Genomic DNA, 18,673 nt, shown 5'->3' on the forward strand with positions numbered 1-18,673 from the left:
CATTTGGCTAACCTTGGCCGTAATACTAAAATCGACATAAACATTAAAATGGCTTAGTAACTATAAGCCTTTCTTATTTTTCATATTTTTGTGCAAAATACACTATAATTTTTATCTATAGACATGTTTAGTTCGACTTGCATGGTTGATAGAGTGACAGTTTGCCTGTTGGCGGCACTATTTTTAGAGGTTTTACATGAATGTTCAAGAGTCAGTCACCGCGGTGGTAACTCGACGTATTGTACCCGGTCGACAATCGGACTATAAAGACTGGGTACATCAGGTTGATAACATAGCTAGCCAATTCCCCGGTTATCAAGCCACTACTTTTAAAGAGCATGGCCAGTATGGTGAATGTCATGTCGTATTTCGTTTTGATACCATTGAGCACTTACGTGCTTGGGAACACTCAGAAGAGCGCCAACAATGGATTGCCAAACTTGAAGGTATCGTAGAAGGTGAAGAGCGCATCCATCGTTTAACCGGTTTAGAGTTTCTGTTTGCTAATCAACTGCATCCTAAAGCCCATAAAATGATACTGGTGTTAACCGTGGTTATCTTTATTATGCAGCTGCTATTAACCCCGCTAGTGATATTGTTATTTAACACTTTGCCTGCGGCGCCAGACTGGGCAGCTTTACTGTTTAGGGTCATCTTTCAGGTAATTTTACTAACCTATGTTGTTATGCCGCCCGTTACCCGTTGTTTAGCGCCTTGGCTAGCAAGATAACTACAAATTAGAATTAGAATTAGAATTAGAATTAGAACTAAGAGTTTTTTTAATTAAAGGATGGAAAATGGGTTACGGGTATTTAGCCATAGCGATTGTTTTTGAAGTAATAGCTACCATGGCACTTAAAGCCTCTGATGGTTTTTCTCATGCTATTTCTAGCACAGTCTGTGTTATCGGCTATGCGGTGGCTTTTTATTTCCTATCCTTGGTGCTTAAAACCGTCCCTGTCGGGGTTGCTTATGCAATTTGGTCAGGCATGGGCATCGTGTTAATTGGCTTATTAAGTGCCGTATTTTTTAAACAGATCCCTGATTTAGCCGCCGTTATCGGTATAGTGTTAATTTTAGCTGGGGTGATAGTCATTAATGTGTTTTCAACAGCTGCAAATCAATAAAAATCTAAACTAAAAAGTCGTCGTAAAGCAGTAGCACAGTACATTCATACCTTAACTGTCATACCTTAACAGTTGATGATGACATAAGGTCTAAAATTTTAACTTATCTTATTTACCCATAATGCAGTAAGTAAATACTGCAGGTTAAACCATAAAAAAACCGCCGATAATTCTATTTACCAGCGGTTTGTATGGGTGTTTATTTATGCATGCTTTATGAGGATTTTAGCTTAATCATCATAATCGAAGCGATAAGCCAATGAGTCTTGTAAAATATCCGCTCGCTTGCGATCAAATTTATAGTTAGCTTTATCCACTTTAGCGGAAAATTTAGAGTAGGCTTTATCTACTTTACGTTGAAATTTTTCGCGCTTTTTAGCTAACTTGCGCCGATTTTTTGTTTCCCGAGCATCGTCAGCGAAATCGCGACCTAACTCTTGTAAATCACTGTCTAAATCACGCTCTAACTGGGCTAAAGTTCGTTGATGTTGGTGTTTTAGTTGGCGTAACTTGTCGCGACTAGCCCTGTCAATTCTTGCTGGTCGCCCCTGATAAACTCGATGTGAAGTATAACTATTACGATCGCTATAACCGCGCTGTTCCACATTCACATGGGAAATTTGCAATAACTCTTCCGCGGCACGTTGCACTGTAAAGCCAACCACATCGGCAACAATTTGCTCTACCGATACACTATCTATTACCACTCTTCTATCAGCACTAACGGCTGTTGCAGTGAAAGTTAACACTGTTGCTAATAGCAATTTTTTTACTACAGCTAATGACATAGCAAATATCCTTTTCATTTAAATACCTAGCCATTGTTACCGATACAGCTGAATCGTTCCTGAAGCAGTTTGCCAAGCCATTACTGGCAATAGCCAGATCTAAGTAATATCAGCCAACAACATTGTTACATCACAGTAAAAGTTAATTGACTTTAAGCGTGGTTATCATTATTTGTAAACAATATAGTATGGCCGCCATGAGTCAGACAGCATCATCTTGGCTCAAAGAGAATTCCCTATCAGCTCAATATTTCTTGAGACTGATAATTAACATGGCATCAGCTTAGAGTATTTATTATGACTAACGTAACGACCTCAACTAACGCAAATGGCATCAGCAAACTGGCCCAAGCACCTGGTATTCAATTATTTAAAGCGGGTACTTATAAATTAAACGATTTAGCCGGGTTACTTGAAGTTAATAACCTAAAAAGTCAGATGGCTGAAGTCACGGTTACTGATAATTCAAACGGCCTAACCGTTGGTTTCTTTGCTATGCAGCCTGGCGTTGACTTCGAATTTGTTTATGAATTCGTAGAATACAAAGTTATCACCAAAGGCAAAATTGTTATGCGTGACTTAGAAGGCAATAAATATGTAGCAGAAGTGGGTGACGTTGTTTTGTTCACGCCTAATGTTACCGTTATTTTTGATGGCGAAAGTGATGGTGAAGCTGTGTATACCGCTCACCGCGTTGCAGCAGACATGTTTGCACCTAAATAAGTTTAAAATAAATTCTTATCAATTTTTTCAATTTTTTGGAGCACCACATAATGAGTGTATTTACCCACGTAACTTTAGGCACTAACGACTTAAACAAGGCTCGCGCCTTTTATGACAACGTTTTAAGTACCATTGGCCTTAAACGTATTGCTGATTTAGCAGATAACGGTTCAATTTGGGGCGTCGATGCACAGTCTTTCTTTGTTCTTAAACCTGCTAACGGCCAACCTGCTAGTGTAGGTAACGGCGTAACGGTTAGTTTCGAAGCGCCAAACCGTGCTGCTATCGACGCTTTCCACGCTGCCGCTTTAGCTGCCGGTCAGCCTGATGAAGGTGCACCTGGTACTCGTGATTGGGCACCTAATGCCTATGCTGCTTATACTCGCGATTTAGACGGTAACAAGCTTGCAGTCTATTGCTTCAAACCTGCATAATTTAATGTTAGATCTCTTTGATCTAACATCATCATTCTCTCGGTCTGTTAGCCTCCTTGGCTTTCAGATCGAAGAAGATGCACGTTAAGCTTAATTTGCCTAAAAACACCACTACCTTTGCTGTGGTGTTTTTTTATAAATTCTTTATAATTGCCGCCCTTTCGTACTTATCCTAGGTTGTTCGTTGCAAACCAAAGTAAAAAGCCTCTTTATTAGCCTTGCCGCGCAGTTAGGATTATTTAAACGAGACAGCCAACGGCTTTCAGCTATTCCGCTTGGCGAACGCTTAAAAGTGGCGCTAGCTGGTTTTATTGCTTTGTTTGTAGTTACTTTTGCCTGCTTACAATTTGCCGATGCTACCAGTACTGTTGTATTACTTGCTTCAATGGGCGCATCATCAGTGTTGCTGTTTGGCTTACCGAACAGCCCGTTAGCCAAACCTTGGTCGTTTGTTGGTGGTCATTTAATATCAGCCACAGTCGGGCTTATCTGCTCTCATATCTTTACTGATTTGGCTTTAATGGCTGCAGTAACTATTGGTTTAGTATTATTTGTAATGTACATTTTTGAATGTATGCATCCTCCCGGCGGTGCTACAGCTTTAGTACCGGTTATTGCCGCCAGTGATAGTGTATTGGGTTATGATTTTTTATTGTATCCCGTGGCACTCAGTGTGTTTGTTATGCTAGCCGTATCTATGCTGTTGAATAAAGTATTGTTAAAACGAGGCCTACAAAAACCTACTAAAAAGTTTGATCCTGTGCATTTGCATCACGACCAATCGCCATTGAAACGTTTAGGTTTGCAGCCAGAAGATCTACTTAACGCCTTAAATAGCTTTGATACGGTAGTCGATATTAGCGAACAAGATTTAGAGCGTTTGTATCATCAAGCCCAGCTTAATGCCTACCAGCGAAAAAGTGGAGAGATACGTTGTGTTGATATTATGTCGCGCGATCTTATTACCGTGACGCCTGACACCGCAGTTGCTAGCGCGTGGCAGCTATTGCGCAAACATAAAATTAGTATGCTGCCCGTAACCGATAGTAATAGCCAATTGCTGGGAGTGGTGGCTACAGTAGATTTTCTTAAAAACTTAAAAGTACCGCACTACTGGGGCCTACTACGCCATCTTAATAATTTGTTGTTAAAAAACCGCCATAACAAACATTACAAGCGTAGCGTAGAAGATATTATGGCGACTAATTTAACAGTAGTGCATGAAAATGATCATATCGCTGCACTCATCCCCATATTATCTGATCAGGGTTTACACCATATACCGGTACTTAATGGCCAGCAAAAACTGGTGGGTATTATCACCCAGTCCGATTTAATTGCGGCCTTGTTTAGTAATCAGTTGGCCAATACCTAGCCCTTGTTAGCAAAAGCGGCGATTCACTGAATAAGCTACCAATAGCAGTAATGTGTTATATTTTACTTAGCAATCAGTACCGCTTGAACAGCGGCTATAATTGGCGAGTAATAACCCAGCTTAACAGGATAATAACCATGCAAATTAGTGATCTAGCCCTAGAGCAAAAGCTTACGCCGCTACTTAGACAAGCTTATCGGCCGATGTTTTTATTCGGCGCGGCTTTTAGCGCTATCGCCATGCTGTTATGGGGCCTAGTTTTAGCCGACTATATTAAATTATCACCTTTTAATAATGTAATGTTTTGGCACAGCCATGAAATGATTTTTGGCTTTGTCTCAGCCATAGTAATCGGTTTTTTATTAACCGCGGTACAAAACTGGACGGGGTTGCGGGCGCCTCATGGTAACACGCTGTTGTTTATTACCGTATTATGGCTAGCCGGTCGCATAGTGTTACTGTTTGGCCAGTCCCTTCCCTTAATCATGGTCGCCGCTATTGATCTAAGCTTTTTGCCTATTTGCGCCATTTTATTAGCTAAGCCATTAATTAAAACCGGCCAGCAGCGTAACTTATTTTTTATCCCAGTATTAGCGCTGCTAACTATTTGTAATCTGCTGATGTATATAGGCGTAGCTTATCAGCGCTATGATATTCAACAGCTAGGCAGTCAAAATGCTGTGTGGTTAATTACGTTATTAATGACCATCGTGGGCGGTAGAGTGCTACCGATGTTTACAGCTAATGGTACGCAAACTAAAAAAACCGAGCCTATGGTTTGGTTAGATCGCATCGCGCTTGGCTCATTGTGGTTGATTTTCGTGGTGCACATTTTCACCTTAACTAACTACATTCCGGCTTATGCCATCAGTGCGTTATTTGCCATTAGCGCCATAGCAATTGCCATTCGTTGTGCCCGCTGGAAATTCTGGATAACGGTTAAAGTGCCACTATTATGGTCACTACATATTGCCTATTGGTTCATCCCAATTGGCTTAGCCTTGTATAGTGCTCGCTATGCCAGCTTTGCAATAAGTAACAGTGTCGCTTTACACGCTTTAACAGCGGGCGCTATGGGCTCAATGATCTTAAGCATGATGGCACGAGTTTCTTTAGGCCACAGTGGTCGCGTTTTAAAGCCTAAAGCCGTTATGTCGGTAGCGTTTATATTGATAATTATTGCCGCTATTAGCAGAACTGCGCTAGTGTCTATCTGGCCAGTTGAAACGACGCATTGGTTAATGCTGGGTGTTGCGGCATGGTGCTTAGCTTATTTACTGTATGTTATTGCTTACTTCCCAATACTTACCACACCTAGACCAGATGGCCGACCAGGTTAACGCTTTGCGTTAACCTGCAGAGCACACCGCACAAAGCGGATCTTTAGTTAAATCAAATTGTTGCCATTGGCTGTATAAGCCATCAAACAATTGCAGTTTGCCATATAAAGGCTGGCCAATATTAGCAATTATTTTTACTGCTTCTAATGCTTGCATGCTGCCAACAATCCCTACTACTGGCGATAAAATACCGGCTTCCATACAGCTTAATTGCTGCTTACCAAATAACTGACTTAAGCATTGGTAACAAGCATGTTGGCCTTGCATACTAAAGCTGGCAACTTGGCCTTCAAAGCGGATAGCTGCGCCGGATACCAGTGGCACTTTAGCTTGCACACAACCGGCATTAATGGCATTACGAGTACTTAAGTTGTCTGTGCAATCAAGTACTAGTGAATATTGCGGTATCAACTCGGCTAAATCCTCAGCGGTTAAGCGCTGTTCAAGCACATTTATCTCAATACCACTATTAAGTTGGCGTAATTGAGTGGCGGCTTGTTGTACTTTGGCTAAACCGATGTCTGCTTCGCGATATAATATTTGCCGCTGTAAATTACTACTATCAATACTGTCGTCGTCTACTAGGGTTATATGCCCGACACCACTGGCGACCAGATAAGGCGCAGCAGCACAACCCAAACCGCCCATACCAATAACTAATACTTTACTCGCTAATAATGCTTCTTGACCGCGAAAATCCATCGCAGGCAACATTAACTGACGGCTATATCGCATAGCCTGTACTGAGTTAATTTGGTTAGTCATTTTTGTTTTCCTGAGCAATTTTTTCAGGCTCAGGATTTTTAGGCTCCGGCCTTAACCATAACCATGTCGCTACGAGCAAAAATATTGACGGTATAAGCCATTTTATCCACAATGGGGCCGGTGTAAACTGGATAAAAACGCCACTTAGTAACATCATAATCGTTGCTAAGTACTTTGCTTTTCGCGACACAGCACCATACAGACGCCAGTTCAATATAGCAGGACCTAAATGAGGTTGAGACAATAGCCATGCTTCTAATGCGGGCCAACCTTTGCTGCCAGCCCAGGCACTTAATATCATAAACGGCACTGTTGGCACCACGGGCAAAAGTATACCTATTAAGCCCAGAACTAAACTGATAATGGCCAACAAGCGCCAACAAACTAACCGCAATATTCGCGTCATCGTTTCTGCTCCTTATCGCTAATTGAGCTAAGTTACCCGCATTCAGCAGCCCTTGTCGAGCCACCTATTACAGAAGTTTAAACTAAAAAGCATGCCAAAATTAACAAGCATGCTTTTATGCAATATTTCTCGTCTAGCTGACAGTTAGTTAAGCACTAATGTAATAACTGTAACTTAGCTAACTCGCTATATAGCGGGCTTTGTTCTATCAGCTGCTGATGCGTACCAATGGCAATAATGCAGCCTTTATCGAGTAGGATAATACGATCGGCATTCACTACAGTCGCTAGACGATGGGCGATAATTAAGCTGGTTTTGCCTTGCATTAAATGATCTAGCGCTTGCTGTACTTGCTGTTCGCTTAGCGCATCTAAAGCACTGGTAGCTTCATCCAGCAATAGCACTGGACGGTCGGCTAAAATAGCCCGGGCAATAGCAATTCGTTGGCGTTGGCCGCCGGATAATTTAACGCCACGCTCACCAAGTTGAGTTTGATAACCTTCGGTTAACTCTCGAACAAACCCATCTGCTCGCGCGGCAATACAGGCTTCTACCACTTGCTGCTCTGAGGCATCCGGCCTGCCATATCGAACGTTTTCTAGCACATTATCGGCAAACACAACCGCGTCTTGCGGTACTAAAGCAAATTGCTGGCGTAGTTGTTGTAATTCTAGCTGATTAATATCAACACCATCTAAGGTAATAGTGCCGATGCTGGGTTGATAAAAACGCTGTAACAATTGAAACAAGGTGGTTTTGCCAGCACCACTTGGGCCGACTAACGCTACCCGCTCACCCGGTTTAATGGTTAATTCTAACTGTTGTAACACTAACCTATCTTCAGCTTGCGGATAGGCAAAACTTAACTGCTGTAACGCAATAGCGCCTTGTATAGGTTGTGGTAATGGCTTGGCATTTAGTGGTGATTGAATATCCACCGGCATTTCAGCTAATTCTATTAAGCGCTCTGCCGCACCTGCTGCGCGCTGGATATCGCCGATGACTTCACTAATGGTTGCAGCACCACCAGCGACCATAACGGCGTAAAACATAAATGCCGTTAACTCACCAGCAGTCATTAGCCCAGCCATAACATCATGTGCGCCAGCCCAACTGACTAATACCATAGCGCCGATACTTAGCATCATCACTAAAGCTATCAGTAAAGCGCGATATAAGATTCGACCACTGGCTGCCGCCATCACTTGCTCAATCCGTTTCGCAAACAATTGTTTGTCGTAAGCTTCATGGGTATAGGATTGCACGGTATGAATTTCATGAATGCTTTCGTCAACGTAAGCACCAACGTCTGCTAATCTGTCTTGGCTAGCTCTAGCTAAAACCCGCACTTTTTTACCCAAGATAAAAATGGGCAATAACACCAGCGGCACCGCTATTAGCACTAACAAGGTCATTTTAATGCTAGTTAGCGCCATCATGATTAAGCCACCAATAATCGTCACACCCGAGCGCAACGCCATGGATAAACTAGAGCCGACGACACTTTGTAATAACGTTGTATCGGCCGTAAAACGGGAGATTATTTCGCCGGTGCGCATTTCACTATAAAACGCCGGCGATAACTTAAGCATATTGTCATACACAGTATTACGAATATTGGCACTCACCCGCTCGCCTAACCACGTCATTAAATAAAACCGAGCAAACGTTGCTAACGAAGCAATAAAACACAGCGCTAAAATAAAGCCAGTCACATAATTCAACTGGCTAGCGTTACCTTGGGCAAAACCTTGATCGACTAACATTTTAACGCCTTGACCCAGCGCTAGCCAACTTAGCGAGCCAACGGCTAAACAAATTAAAGCAGCGATAACTTTGAGCCAAAACGGGCGTAAAAAACTTAAAATCCAAGGCAAAACCTTGGTATTGGAACTGTGCATTGTATTATTCAGCCGTAGGTGCTTGATACCAAGAAGTCCAGCCGCGGGTTAATACAAACACGCTATAGCTACTAAACTCGGCAATTAATTTACTGTATAAATCGAAGTTGCTTAGATTTACTGTGAAAAAACAATTATAGCCACAATTTACAGGGCGAAAGGTTTGGCTAGAAGTAGTAACAACCTGACTAGGTAACTGGTGATAATCTATTAATTGCCGCACCCGCCAACCATGAAACTGGCTAGTGACAATGTAATCGGCATTTATACCATAACGTTGGGCTAAACTCGCAAATTCTTGATAAGTATTATCGCCACCATTAAAGCAATTAATCGCGATATTAACATTTTTTTGCATCAAGTAATCGACATATGGTTTGCAATAGCGAGTAGTAATAACCACTGATCCAGCTTGCTTGGGTAATAATTGCACTACCCGCTGCAAACGTGCTTTGGCGCAGGCTGGTAAAGCAGTTGCACTGCCGCCACAGCCTAACACCACTGCATTTACGCTACTGGCCGATGTAGCCACTGTTTGCGGCTTAAAATCGGGATACCAGCTGCGAACTTGATTAGCAACAAAGTTATTACCCACTAAGTAATAAAAACCAAATAAGCACCACAAGCCTTTTTTACGGTAATAAACACAACACACCAACAACGCAAATAAAAATAAATTTTGCGGATACAATAAAGGCTCAAGAATGTCTTTCACAAATTTTCCTTAGTTGCTGCTCACTGCTTGGTATTAGTAGCGCATTACATAGTGCCCAGGGTAACCATAATAACCCTGAGGTCATAACATGCCCGGCAACAGCAGAAACAGCCAATAACACTATCGTCAGCAAAAGCATAATACGACCCGATGCCAGTTGAATATGCTTAAGACTGTAAGTAATAAACACAGCAAAGGTAGCAATAAATACACTGACACCGGCTACACCATAAAATATAAATAAATCAAACCAGTCTAACTCGGCAAAATATTTTTTAAGTTGCAAGGCAACGCCGCCTTGCCCCACACCTAACCAGCTTTGCCAATCGGCATAATGCTGTTGCACGGTTATCCAAATTTGGCCGGCATAAAAATCGCGAGAGGATAATAATATTCCGCTTATACCGCGCTGCTGGTACACAAACTGCAGTTTATTGTACATGCCTAATGCCTGCAGAAGTGTCGCAAAATTCACTATAACCAGAATAAACAACAAGGCTAATAACAGCACAGCCGTCAGCAATATTGACCTTTTTTCGCGCCAAAATGTAGCCTGCATAAATAAAATCGGAATAATGCTTACCAACAATAAACAACCAAACAATCCGGTTTTTGTTAGTAATAACAACGCCATACCAATAGCTAGCACGCTAACAATTGCATAAGCCCAGCGTGATATCGGCCACGTTATACTGAGTAAAGCAGCGGTTAATACTAGTAATAATGCCGATAATTCATTGGTGGAATAAAAATAACCTTTAATGCCTAAAAATGACTGCTGTACATTATCCAGTGGCTGATAGGCGCTATAGCCTAAACCGCTAATACCCAACAGCATGTTTATCAGTAATACCGCAGCACTAAGTGCAAAGGTAAAATAGAATAAGCGTTGGGCTGCAATGGGCTGGTGTTTACGTAGGCTTAAAAAATAATAAAAACCCAGTAATGGGCTGAGAATTTTAAGCACTAATTGCACATCGGCTATTAGCCAGTTAGTACTTTGCTGCCAACTACTAAGTGCTGGCCCAACGAGTAAGAGTAATGCAGCGCCAGCCCATAACAATACGGCTTTAGGTTGGCTTTGGCTAAGTGATAATAACATTAATGCTAGTATTAGCGCTTTATAGCCTACTGCTAAGCCGTAGCTAGTGCCGCTACTTTGCAGTAACGCACCATTGACGCTATCGACCAATAAAAACCAAGGGATAAGCCAACATAAAAACCCATCGGCATAGCGGTCTGGCCAACTAGTATTTAGCCAACTGACATCCTTGTTTTTTGTCATCAGTTATTATTCGCTCTTATTCACTTTTTAAACAAGCCGGTAATGCCTTTACTAAATAAGCGCATCCGCCACTTACTTAATAAGCTCAGCTTATGTTTTAGGTAATAACGCCACTTTAAACCGGTTAAGCCATAACGCGCACTGCTAAAAAAGCCCAGTAAAGATAACGGCTGATGCTGCATAGTTTGGCGGTAATACATTTGATTTTGTAAATTTCGCTCAGACATTAAACCGCGATGTTTGGCTACAAATTGTTTATGAGCATCTAAGCGCTTGGGCGAATCGGTGATCCGGCCGTGTTCATGACCAACATTCACTTTATAGCTAGGCTCGGCAATGCGTAGCGCAGGGCCATAATCACGTACTACTCGCACCCACATGTCATAATCTTGAAATGCCGCTAAAGTAATATCAAAACCGCCCAATGCCAGCATTCTATCGCGCTTAACTAAGGCTTGATTAGATAACACATGCAAGTCGAGTAATTCATCTAGTGCTACTACTTTACGTTCGGTATGCAGTCTTTTTTGTATCGAGCCGTAATCCCAAATATAGCCTGAACAAACACAGCTATATTTGTCGTCATAGGCCTCAAATAAACTTTGTAAGCGATTAGGCAAAAACTCATCGTCGTCATCAATGCCGGTAACAAAGTCACCATTCGCGGCCTCAATGGCTCTATTTCGTGCCGCACAGGCGCCTTGGCCTTTGGCTTGGCGAAACAAGCGAACTCTCGCATCATCAATATAACGTTGGTTTAATAACTGCCATGTATTATCGGGCGAAGCATCGTCTACCACTAACAACTCAATATTAGGGTAGCTTTGTGTTAAAACTGAATCAATAGCGCGTATCGCCATATCTACCCGATTATAGGTCGGCATATAAACACTGATCAGAGGTAAAGTCGCTGCAGTAACCATTATTTATTTACCCTTTTTCTAAATACCATCAAATTTTACCGCGCAAATACCACCAGACATAGCGCAACAAACCAAGTTGTCGACCAATGCGGCTGGGTTGCGATAATAAACGATACGCCCATTCTAAGTTTAACTTGCACCATAATGCCGGTGCCCGCTTTACGTTACCAGTGAATACATCATAAGTACCGCCAACACCCATGTAAAAGCAATCTGGATGCTGTTTTGCAATACGCTGAATAAGTAGCTCTTGCTTAGGCGAGCCCATAGCTACACTCACTATACGGGCACCGCTTTGTTGAATACTGGCAATTAAGGCCGCTTCATCTTTAAAATAACCATCAACGGCACCAACTAAATTTACTTGCTGTAGCTTAAGTTTAGCCGCAGTTTGTTTATTGATTTCTGGGGTAGCACCGACAATAAATACCGGCACCTGATAAGTCGCCGCACGTTGCATTAATTGCTGCCAAAACTCACAGCCTGGGATCCGTTGTACTGCTTTGCCTAAGCGTTTACGCATTACGGTAACGACACCAATTCCATCGGCATACCGAATATCAGCTTGATTAATTACCGCTTCAATTTGCGGGTTTTTCATTGCTGTTAATATTTTTTCTGGGTTAATAGCAATGGCAGAACCGGCAAAAACACTGGCATCGGGCTTAATCACTAATTCCAGCATTTGCTGCATATCTTTAAAAGCCGCCACTTCCACCGGGCCTATTTTAACCGTTGCTACTGTTTTCATTTCGCTATTAGCTTCTGTCATCTGATCTGCAGACGGGTTCGGTTGGTTTTTCTGTAGGTTAACCGTGTCTTGCTGTGTAGGTTGTTGGCTATTCATGATATCACTCGTTGATAAACGGTTTCTAATTCTGTGACCACATTTTTTAATAGGTATTGCTCAGCGCTGTCTCTGGCTTGTTGCTGCAAACGCTGATATTGCTCAGGAGGCAGCTGCCACAAGCGTTGTATTATCGCGACAACATTACTTAACCACTGCTCTTCAGACTCAGTTGCTGATAATAAAACCCCATTAACCCCATTCTTTACTTGTTCTAAAGCCCCGTCGGTATAACTTGCTATAACCGGTGTGTAACAGCACATAGCTTCTGTCATTACTAAGCCAAAGGCTTCATTACGCGATAAATTAATTAAATAGCGCGCTTGCTGATACAGTTGTTTTAAAGCGGTACTACTTTTTGGGCCCACCACTAGTACATTGGGAAACTCGGTCGCAGCGGTTTGCAACCGACTTAACCAAGGGCCACTGCCGGCAATCACTACGTGTTTATCGGCTAAATAAGGCAACATCGCTAATAACCTATCCATACCTTTATTTTGGTCTAAACTACCGACATAAAGTAAATCGATGCTTTTATCTTGCCAAGCAATAGCTTCGGCTTGGCGAAAGGATTCATTAATACCCGCGGGTAATACTTTGCTTTGTTTAACGGGTAGTAAAAAATGCTTTTGTAAGGCCGAGCTGGCAAAAATCCATTGGTCGACTTTTTTTGCACACCAGCGATACAGTTTGCCCGGTGGCTGATACTTATAAATATCACTGCCGTGACAGGTAACAACAATTTTTAACTTTCTATTTCGGCAGTATTTATACAATAATGCTAACCATATAGTTGGATAGAAAAAATGGACATGGGCGATATCATAACGCTGACGACTTAAGATAAAACGCCAGATGAAATCTAACAAAAAAACGGGATATTTCAAAAGCTTGTTCAGCAAAGAGTCACTGTGCCAGCGCATATAATGATACGCAGGATTAAGCTTAGCTAGTGCCCAAACTTGGTTATGAACAAATTTACCTTGAAACGGTGCTGAAGGCTTTGGCCCCATATTACTGATAATAAGAATTTTACACTGAGATAGTTGCACGTTATTAGTTCATCCTAACGGCCAATTCAGCCAGTTAAATTACCTATTGTTAGCGCAATAGACTGTATTTAGAGTCAATTGCAGTTAAACAACTTAAGGGGCACAGTAAAACCGATTTTAGCTGACGCTGTGCTGAATAGCATTAAATGCCAAGCAAAAATTCATCATAATGGACACACTAAATGGCTGAAAACACATTACTTTACTTTACGGCTTTGGTTACTTCGGCTCTAGCTATTAGCCTACTATATCCGCTATCGGTGCGGTTTGGCTTAGTCGACATTCCGCGCGGCCGTAAACAACACCAAGGCGCTATTCCATTAATAGGCGGTATTGCAACCTTTATCGGTATAGCCGTTACGCTAAGTTTATTTGCCGACGGTGCATTACAACCGTTTTATTATTTAGCCTGTACTGGCTGCATTGTATTGTTAGGTGTATTTGATGATTACTTAGATTTAAGCGTTAAGTTACGCTTAGCTGTGCAAACCTTGCTTGGCTTAGCGATGACCTGGAGTTTAGATTTACATCTAAGTAGTTTAGGCAATTTATTTGGTTTAGGTGTAATAGAGCTAGGCTTTTTAGGCTTACCTATTACCTTAATTGCCGTTATTGCTGCCATTAACGCGTTTAATATGACCGACGGTATAGATGGCTTAGCCGGAATGCTTAGCTTAGTGAGCTTTATTACCATTGCCATTTTTATGTGGCTATGGGGTCAACAAGAATATGCCGTTTTTGTGTTGGTCATTGTATTCGCCATGTTGCCATATCTCGCTTGCAACTTAGGCATTATCGGCTCTAGAAAAATATTTTTAGGTGATGCAGGCAGCATGTTAATTGGTTTGTCAGTTATTTGGTTGTTGATTATTGGTACCCAAAGTGAAACCGCCAGCTTTCGCCCCGTAACGGCGCTGTGGATTATTGCTGTACCACTAATGGATATGATCGCTATTATGTTTAGACGCATTCGTAAAGGCCAATCACCGTTTAAAGCCGATCGTGAGCATTTGCATCATATCTCGTTACGTTTAGGCTTAAACTCACGCGAGTCTTTATTCTTAATCACTTCTTTAGCCTGTATATTTTCTAGTATTGGTATTATTGCTGAATATTTTTTAGTCCCAGATATTATTATGTTGTTGTTATTTATGGTGGTTTTTTCTGGTTATCTATATTTATTAAATAACATTTGGCGCATAGTGTCCCATTTACGCCAACAACGTTTACGTCACGGCAATCGATAAGCTATTGAGCCGATAAATTAATAAACTATTTAAGCACAGTTGCTAAGAGGATAAGCTAAGCGTGACTATGATTATAAAACTACTGCAAGCTCGGGCAACCGCCATGCTTGGCGACAAACTGGTTAAGTTAGCGGCAGGCGCTATATTAACCATTTTCGTTGCTCGGATGCTGGGCGCTGCAGAGTTAGGTATTTTCTCAATAGTGATGGCGTGGAGTGCTTTTTTAGTCCCCATCACTAGTTTAGGTTTGAATAATATCGTGGTTAGGCAAATGGTTAAGCATGAAAGTGGCCACGATGCTATGACCATGCTGTATAGCGCCATTAGTATGCGTTTGGTGCTTGGCATCATCGGCGGCGGCGTTATGCTGCTAGCATTTTTTCTGTTATATCCCGATATGTTTACTGGCCACCTGCGTATTGCCATACCGGCATTGTTTTTACTGCAAACCTTTTTTGGCTTTTTGTTATTTGAATTCTACTTAAATTACCAAGGTACCTTTCGCAGCGTTGCTTATATCAAAGCCGCTATTACGGCCATCAGTTTTAGTGTTAAGTTAACCCTGCTTTATCAAGGCTTTGGTATTGCTAGCTTATTATTGTTTACCGGTATTGAGTTTTTAGTGGTCGGTGTAGCCCAATATTGGGTTTACCGTTTAAAGCATCAGCCGTATAAAGACGGCGAAGCCCGTTGGCCGGCATATCACCCGCGTTGGTTTAATTTAACTCAAGCCAAAATACTACTAAAACGCTCTTCATGGCTGTGGTTGTCAGGCATTGTTTCGGTTATTTATTTAAAAGTTGATATTGTGATGATCGGCTCAATAGCCGGCACCGAACAAGCCGGTATCTATGCTGCGGCTAGCCGACTATCTGAATTGTGGTATGTATTCCCCGCGACGCTAGCTGCGCGTTATTACCCGGATATGATCCGCGCCCATAAGCAAGGCTGGACGCCTTATTATTTAAAATTACGTCGCTTTGCATTAATGTTTTTCGTCGCAGCTTTTGTTATAGCTTTGGCTATGACGCTATTAGCACCGTGGATTATTAGCTTATTATTTGGTGACAATTTCCTGGCGGCAGTCGATGTATTAAAAATTCATATTTGGGCCGGTTGTTTTATATTTGTGCGCTACTTAATTAGCCAGCATTTACTGATCACCGAGCAAGAGCCACTGTCACTCGCCAGCCATGCTATTGGCGCCTTACTTAATGTCGGCTTAAATTTATGGCTTATACCAAAGATGGGTATCGTTGGTGCAGCTTGGGCTACACTCATTTCGTATGCGTTTGCGTCATTCTTTTTTCTGTTTTTATTCAACAGTACTCGCAAGCAAATGTGGCAATTAATTACCGTGCGCAAAAGTAAGCCACAGTAGTATCTAACGGCTTTACCGAATAGTATTAGGCTGAAATAGCACGTGAACAGAATTCGTAATATTAAAAAGTTGTTTATCGATTTTTATAAAAGGTTTTTTATATGAGCAAACCATTTTTCGTTGAAATTAAAGGCGTGCAGTTTCGCAATAAAGGCGCTTATTTAATGTTATTGGCCTGCCTTGAAGGCCTTAAAGCGGAGCCTAATGTGCAATTGGTGCTATCACCTGGCCCTAACTTGCCTTACCCAGAACGCGCCCGTTTAGGTGCTTGGCAAAAGCTATCCTTTCGCCGCGGTAATGTAGATTTAACGCCATGGATTGGTAAGTTGCCAATGCAAGGCTTATTTCGCCGCTATGGCATGCTTAGTGAACAACAAGTTGATTTAGTGCTTGAAGCCAGTGGCTTTGCTTATGGCGATCAATGGCCGTTACGCTTTTTACAAAATACTGCCAAAGAAGTGGTCCGTTTTGCTAAAGCCGATAAACCTTTTGTATTTATGCCACAAGCCTTTGGTCCTTTTAAGTCTGATGAAAGCAAAGCCGCCATGCGCGATATTATTCAGCATGCCACGTTAATTTTTGTTCGCGATCCCGTATCGCTTGAGCATTTGCAAAGCTGTGTAGCTAACTTGCCAGACACCGTAGTATTAACCCCAGATTTCACTATCGGTTTAACGGCTAAACCTAATCACGAAATTCCTGCTATCGATGGCCCTTATGCCGCGCTTATTCCTAATAATAAAGTGGTGTCTAAATTTAACCATGCCGATGCCGAACAACAACGTGTTGAATACATTAATGCCTTTGCTGCTGCAGCCAATAAGCTTAGCGCCAAAGGCATGCAAGTGATGTTAGTGAATCATGAAGGCAAAGAAGACGCCGAGCTATGCAAAGAAATTGCCGCCAAAGCGCCGTGCCAAATCGTCCAGATTGAAGATCCGCTAGCGGTAAAAGCTTTTATTGGTAAAGCCGAGTTGGCCATCAGCTCACGCTTTCACGGCGCCGTAAATGCCTTAAGCCAAGGTGTACCCTGCATAGCCACAAGCTGGAGCCATAAATACCACGCCATGATGAGCGATTTCGGCATGGGCGATTACTGTGTAGAGCAATTATCAGAACAAAGCCTATTAGCCAGCTTACAACAGCTATTAGACAATAAAACCGCTTTAAGCCTAGCGCTAAAACAAAGTGCGATAGCGTTAAAGCAGAAAAATGCGGCTATGTGGCAACGGCTGTATCAGGCGATTAAGTAGATACTACAGAGTATGAACCAGCATTAATTGAGGGTTTTAGGTTAATGCTGGTTAGCGGCTTTATTTTAATTAGACAAAAGCAGCCGCGAAATTTTGTAGTTCGGCTAAATGCTTTGGTTGTTTAGGTTGTACGATATCTTCATTAATTTTTAGAATAAGGCTTTTAAATACTTCTGTATTATTTTTAAGGCCTTGAGACACCATTAAGTCATTAATATCCTGAATATTCTTGTCATTTAACTTTACAGAAAATCTTTTAGAAGCTTTCGCTTTAGCAATATCCAAGGTTAATAACTGAGCTAAGTTATGTTGAGAATATCTTTTTTTACTTACTGCATGTAAATAATATAAAACTAATGATTTATTAAAACTATCACTCAAACTAGGATCTATTTTTTGAGTCGCTAAATTTAAAATATCTATGAAATGAGCAGGTAAGCGCACATCAACTGGCACTTTAACCCTGTTATATTCAGCTCTAACTTTAGCTGTTGACTGCTTTGGTATACTCACGACTTTATGACAACTATTACAGACTGCAGCTAAGATGTTTTTCACAACACCAGAGTCATCATTAAAACAAACATCCTGAAGCAAATATGTAGCTTGAGTTACGCCACAATCAGGACAAACCACCTGCCTTGAGTCGCCTTCTTTCACTATTCTCATATTATACTCCGCTTTCATGAACACTTATAAACACAACATCAGGCTCTAAAAAATAAAATTTTATATACCAGCGCTTACCGTTTTTAACTGGCTTCAAAACATGTACGTCGATTGATGGCGCAGAATGATGAGGACTAACTTCATATTCACTCCCTCGGCACTGCTTTATTAAGCCGATGACCTGTTCATCTGTTATTAACCCACATTGAAAAAGATTTTTAACATCGATCTTTCCCCTGACTTCATGATCATATGAGCCTTGAGTTAGATAAGTTAAAACCTTCGATTTTACTTCCCTAAAACCCATACCTCACCTTTAAATCTGTACGATTTTATTCGTACACGTAGTTATTGTACGCTTTATTTCGTACATTGCAATATTGCAACACCATACTCAAAATATGTCAGTGGAAACTGTTAATATTAATCGTAACTTATAAGA

At 41.6% G+C, this 18,673-nt stretch carries 20 protein-coding genes; 9 read left to right on the forward strand and 11 right to left on the reverse strand.

What is annotated here, in order from left to right; translation table 11 throughout:
• Positions 1-196 precede the first annotated feature (196 nt).
• Both BI198_RS11920 and BI198_RS11925 read left to right on the forward strand, forming a co-directional pair.
• Positions 197-730: a hypothetical protein gene (locus BI198_RS11920; RefSeq protein WP_070049747.1), complete on the forward strand. Its 534-nt coding sequence runs from the start codon at positions 197-199 to the stop codon at positions 728-730.
• Positions 731-782: 52 nt separating this feature from the next.
• Positions 783-1,127: a DMT family transporter gene (locus BI198_RS11925; protein ID WP_394331526.1), complete on the forward strand. Its 345-nt coding sequence runs from the start codon at positions 783-785 to the stop codon at positions 1,125-1,127.
• 230 nt (positions 1,128-1,357) lie between these two features.
• Here BI198_RS11925 and BI198_RS11930 read toward each other — a convergent pair whose 3' ends face one another.
• Positions 1,358-1,933 carry a hypothetical protein gene (locus tag BI198_RS11930; protein WP_141728878.1) on the reverse strand — a complete coding sequence of 192 codons (576 nt, stop codon included), beginning with the start codon at positions 1,931-1,933 and terminating at the stop codon, positions 1,358-1,360.
• A 279-nt stretch (positions 1,934-2,212) separates the two neighbouring features.
• Between BI198_RS11930 and BI198_RS11935 the strand changes: the two genes are divergently transcribed.
• The 4 genes from BI198_RS11935 (at position 2,213) to BI198_RS11950 (ending at position 5,787) form a co-directional block, all read left to right on the forward strand.
• Positions 2,213-2,638 carry a cupin domain-containing protein gene (locus BI198_RS11935; RefSeq protein ID WP_141728879.1) on the forward strand — a complete coding sequence of 142 codons (426 nt, stop codon included), beginning with the start codon at positions 2,213-2,215 and terminating at the stop codon, positions 2,636-2,638.
• A gap of 50 nt (positions 2,639-2,688) precedes the next feature.
• On the forward strand, positions 2,689-3,072 hold the full coding sequence (locus BI198_RS11940; protein WP_070049750.1) for a VOC family protein: 384 nt from the start codon (positions 2,689-2,691) through the stop codon (positions 3,070-3,072).
• A gap of 184 nt (positions 3,073-3,256) precedes the next feature.
• Entirely contained in the window at positions 3,257-4,447 is a 1,191-nt protein-coding gene (locus tag BI198_RS11945) for an HPP family protein (RefSeq protein WP_070049751.1), read from the forward strand.
• A 137-nt stretch (positions 4,448-4,584) separates the two neighbouring features.
• Entirely contained in the window at positions 4,585-5,787 is a 1,203-nt protein-coding gene (locus BI198_RS11950; RefSeq protein ID WP_070049752.1) for an NnrS family protein, read from the forward strand.
• Positions 5,788-5,796: 9 nt separating this feature from the next.
• Here the strand turns inward: BI198_RS11950 and BI198_RS11955 are convergent, their stop codons facing one another.
• The 8 genes from BI198_RS11955 to BI198_RS11990 form a co-directional block, all read right to left on the reverse strand.
• Positions 5,797-6,552, reverse strand: coding sequence for a HesA/MoeB/ThiF family protein (locus tag BI198_RS11955; protein ID WP_070049753.1), 756 nt, complete (start codon positions 6,550-6,552; stop codon positions 5,797-5,799).
• Positions 6,545-6,958, reverse strand: a complete 414-nt coding sequence (locus BI198_RS11960; RefSeq protein ID WP_201243497.1) for a YbaN family protein — start codon at positions 6,956-6,958, stop codon at positions 6,545-6,547. The genes BI198_RS11955 and BI198_RS11960 overlap by 8 nt, the downstream gene beginning before the upstream one ends.
• Positions 6,959-7,113: 155 nt before the next feature.
• Complete coding sequence (locus BI198_RS11965; protein WP_070049754.1) at positions 7,114-8,859, reverse strand: ABC transporter transmembrane domain-containing protein; 1,746 nt, start codon at positions 8,857-8,859, stop codon at positions 7,114-7,116.
• Between the two features lie 4 nt (positions 8,860-8,863).
• Complete coding sequence (locus BI198_RS11970; protein WP_070049755.1) at positions 8,864-9,574, reverse strand: YdcF family protein; 711 nt, start codon at positions 9,572-9,574, stop codon at positions 8,864-8,866.
• A complete protein-coding gene (locus BI198_RS11975) occupies positions 9,558-10,859 on the reverse strand; it encodes an O-antigen ligase family protein (RefSeq protein ID WP_070049756.1) in 1,302 nt (433 codons plus the stop codon). Before BI198_RS11975 ends, BI198_RS11970 begins: the two co-directional genes overlap by 17 nt.
• A 20-nt stretch (positions 10,860-10,879) precedes the next feature.
• Positions 10,880-11,782 (reverse strand): glycosyltransferase, encoded by a 903-nt coding sequence (locus BI198_RS11980; protein WP_070049757.1) that lies wholly within the window; start codon positions 11,780-11,782, stop codon positions 10,880-10,882.
• Positions 11,783-11,810: 28 nt separating this feature from the next.
• A complete protein-coding gene (locus BI198_RS11985; RefSeq protein WP_235605323.1) occupies positions 11,811-12,629 on the reverse strand; it encodes a WecB/TagA/CpsF family glycosyltransferase in 819 nt (272 codons plus the stop codon).
• The gene (locus BI198_RS11990) at positions 12,626-13,681 is read right to left on the reverse strand and encodes a glycosyltransferase family 4 protein (protein WP_235605324.1); all 1,056 of its coding nucleotides are present in this window, start codon (positions 13,679-13,681) and stop codon (positions 12,626-12,628) included. Before BI198_RS11990 ends, BI198_RS11985 begins: the two co-directional genes overlap by 4 nt.
• Before the next feature lie 182 nt (positions 13,682-13,863).
• On the opposite strand from BI198_RS11990, the gene wecA reads away from it, so the two are divergent.
• From wecA to BI198_RS12005, 3 genes are all read left to right on the forward strand, one after another.
• Positions 13,864-14,928, forward strand: coding sequence for a UDP-N-acetylglucosamine--undecaprenyl-phosphate N-acetylglucosaminephosphotransferase (wecA, locus tag BI198_RS11995; RefSeq protein WP_070049759.1), 1,065 nt, complete (start codon positions 13,864-13,866; stop codon positions 14,926-14,928).
• A gap of 67 nt (positions 14,929-14,995) precedes the next feature.
• Positions 14,996-16,309, forward strand: coding sequence for a flippase (locus BI198_RS12000; RefSeq protein WP_235605382.1), 1,314 nt, complete (start codon positions 14,996-14,998; stop codon positions 16,307-16,309).
• 101 nt (positions 16,310-16,410) lie between these two features.
• The gene (locus tag BI198_RS12005) at positions 16,411-17,562 is read left to right on the forward strand and encodes a polysaccharide pyruvyl transferase family protein (protein ID WP_070049761.1); all 1,152 of its coding nucleotides are present in this window, start codon (positions 16,411-16,413) and stop codon (positions 17,560-17,562) included.
• Between the two features lie 69 nt (positions 17,563-17,631).
• Here the strand turns inward: BI198_RS12005 and BI198_RS12010 are convergent, their stop codons facing one another.
• Complete coding sequence (locus BI198_RS12010) at positions 17,632-18,231, reverse strand: hypothetical protein (protein WP_070049762.1); 600 nt, start codon at positions 18,229-18,231, stop codon at positions 17,632-17,634.
• Position 18,232: 1 nt separating this feature from the next.
• Complete coding sequence (locus BI198_RS12015; protein ID WP_070049763.1) at positions 18,233-18,538, reverse strand: hypothetical protein; 306 nt, start codon at positions 18,536-18,538, stop codon at positions 18,233-18,235.
• Positions 18,539-18,673: the final 135 nt, after the last annotated feature.

This window comes from Rheinheimera salexigens (genome assembly GCF_001752395.1).
Lineage (GTDB): Bacteria > Pseudomonadota > Gammaproteobacteria > Enterobacterales > Alteromonadaceae > Alishewanella > Alishewanella salexigens.

Excerpts from the sequence above, each read along its gene's own strand:
- BI198_RS11920 (WP_070049747.1), top strand. The coding sequence starts at position 197 with ATGAATGTTCAAGAGTCAGTCACCGCGGTGGTAACTCGACGTATTGTA.
- BI198_RS11930 (WP_141728878.1), bottom strand. The coding sequence starts at position 1,933 with ATGAAAAGGATATTTGCTATGTCATTAGCTGTAGTAAAAAAATTGCTA.
- BI198_RS11935 (WP_141728879.1), top strand. The coding sequence starts at position 2,213 with ATGACTAACGTAACGACCTCAACTAACGCAAATGGCATCAGCAAACTG.
- BI198_RS11940 (WP_070049750.1), top strand. The coding sequence starts at position 2,689 with ATGAGTGTATTTACCCACGTAACTTTAGGCACTAACGACTTAAACAAG.
- BI198_RS11950 (WP_070049752.1), top strand. The coding sequence starts at position 4,585 with ATGCAAATTAGTGATCTAGCCCTAGAGCAAAAGCTTACGCCGCTACTT.
- BI198_RS11955 (WP_070049753.1), bottom strand. The coding sequence starts at position 6,552 with ATGACTAACCAAATTAACTCAGTACAGGCTATGCGATATAGCCGTCAG.
- BI198_RS11960 (WP_201243497.1), bottom strand. The coding sequence starts at position 6,958 with ATGACGCGAATATTGCGGTTAGTTTGTTGGCGCTTGTTGGCCATTATC.
- BI198_RS11965 (WP_070049754.1), bottom strand. The coding sequence starts at position 8,859 with ATGCACAGTTCCAATACCAAGGTTTTGCCTTGGATTTTAAGTTTTTTA.
- BI198_RS11975 (WP_070049756.1), bottom strand. The coding sequence starts at position 10,859 with ATGACAAAAAACAAGGATGTCAGTTGGCTAAATACTAGTTGGCCAGAC.
- BI198_RS11980 (WP_070049757.1), bottom strand. The coding sequence starts at position 11,782 with ATGGTTACTGCAGCGACTTTACCTCTGATCAGTGTTTATATGCCGACC.
- BI198_RS11985 (WP_235605323.1), bottom strand. The coding sequence starts at position 12,629 with ATGAATAGCCAACAACCTACACAGCAAGACACGGTTAACCTACAGAAA.
- wecA (WP_070049759.1), top strand. The coding sequence starts at position 13,864 with ATGGCTGAAAACACATTACTTTACTTTACGGCTTTGGTTACTTCGGCT.
- BI198_RS12000 (WP_235605382.1), top strand. The coding sequence starts at position 14,996 with ATGATTATAAAACTACTGCAAGCTCGGGCAACCGCCATGCTTGGCGAC.
- BI198_RS12005 (WP_070049761.1), top strand. The coding sequence starts at position 16,411 with ATGAGCAAACCATTTTTCGTTGAAATTAAAGGCGTGCAGTTTCGCAAT.
- BI198_RS12010 (WP_070049762.1), bottom strand. The coding sequence starts at position 18,231 with ATGAGAATAGTGAAAGAAGGCGACTCAAGGCAGGTGGTTTGTCCTGAT.
- BI198_RS12015 (WP_070049763.1), bottom strand. The coding sequence starts at position 18,538 with ATGGGTTTTAGGGAAGTAAAATCGAAGGTTTTAACTTATCTAACTCAA.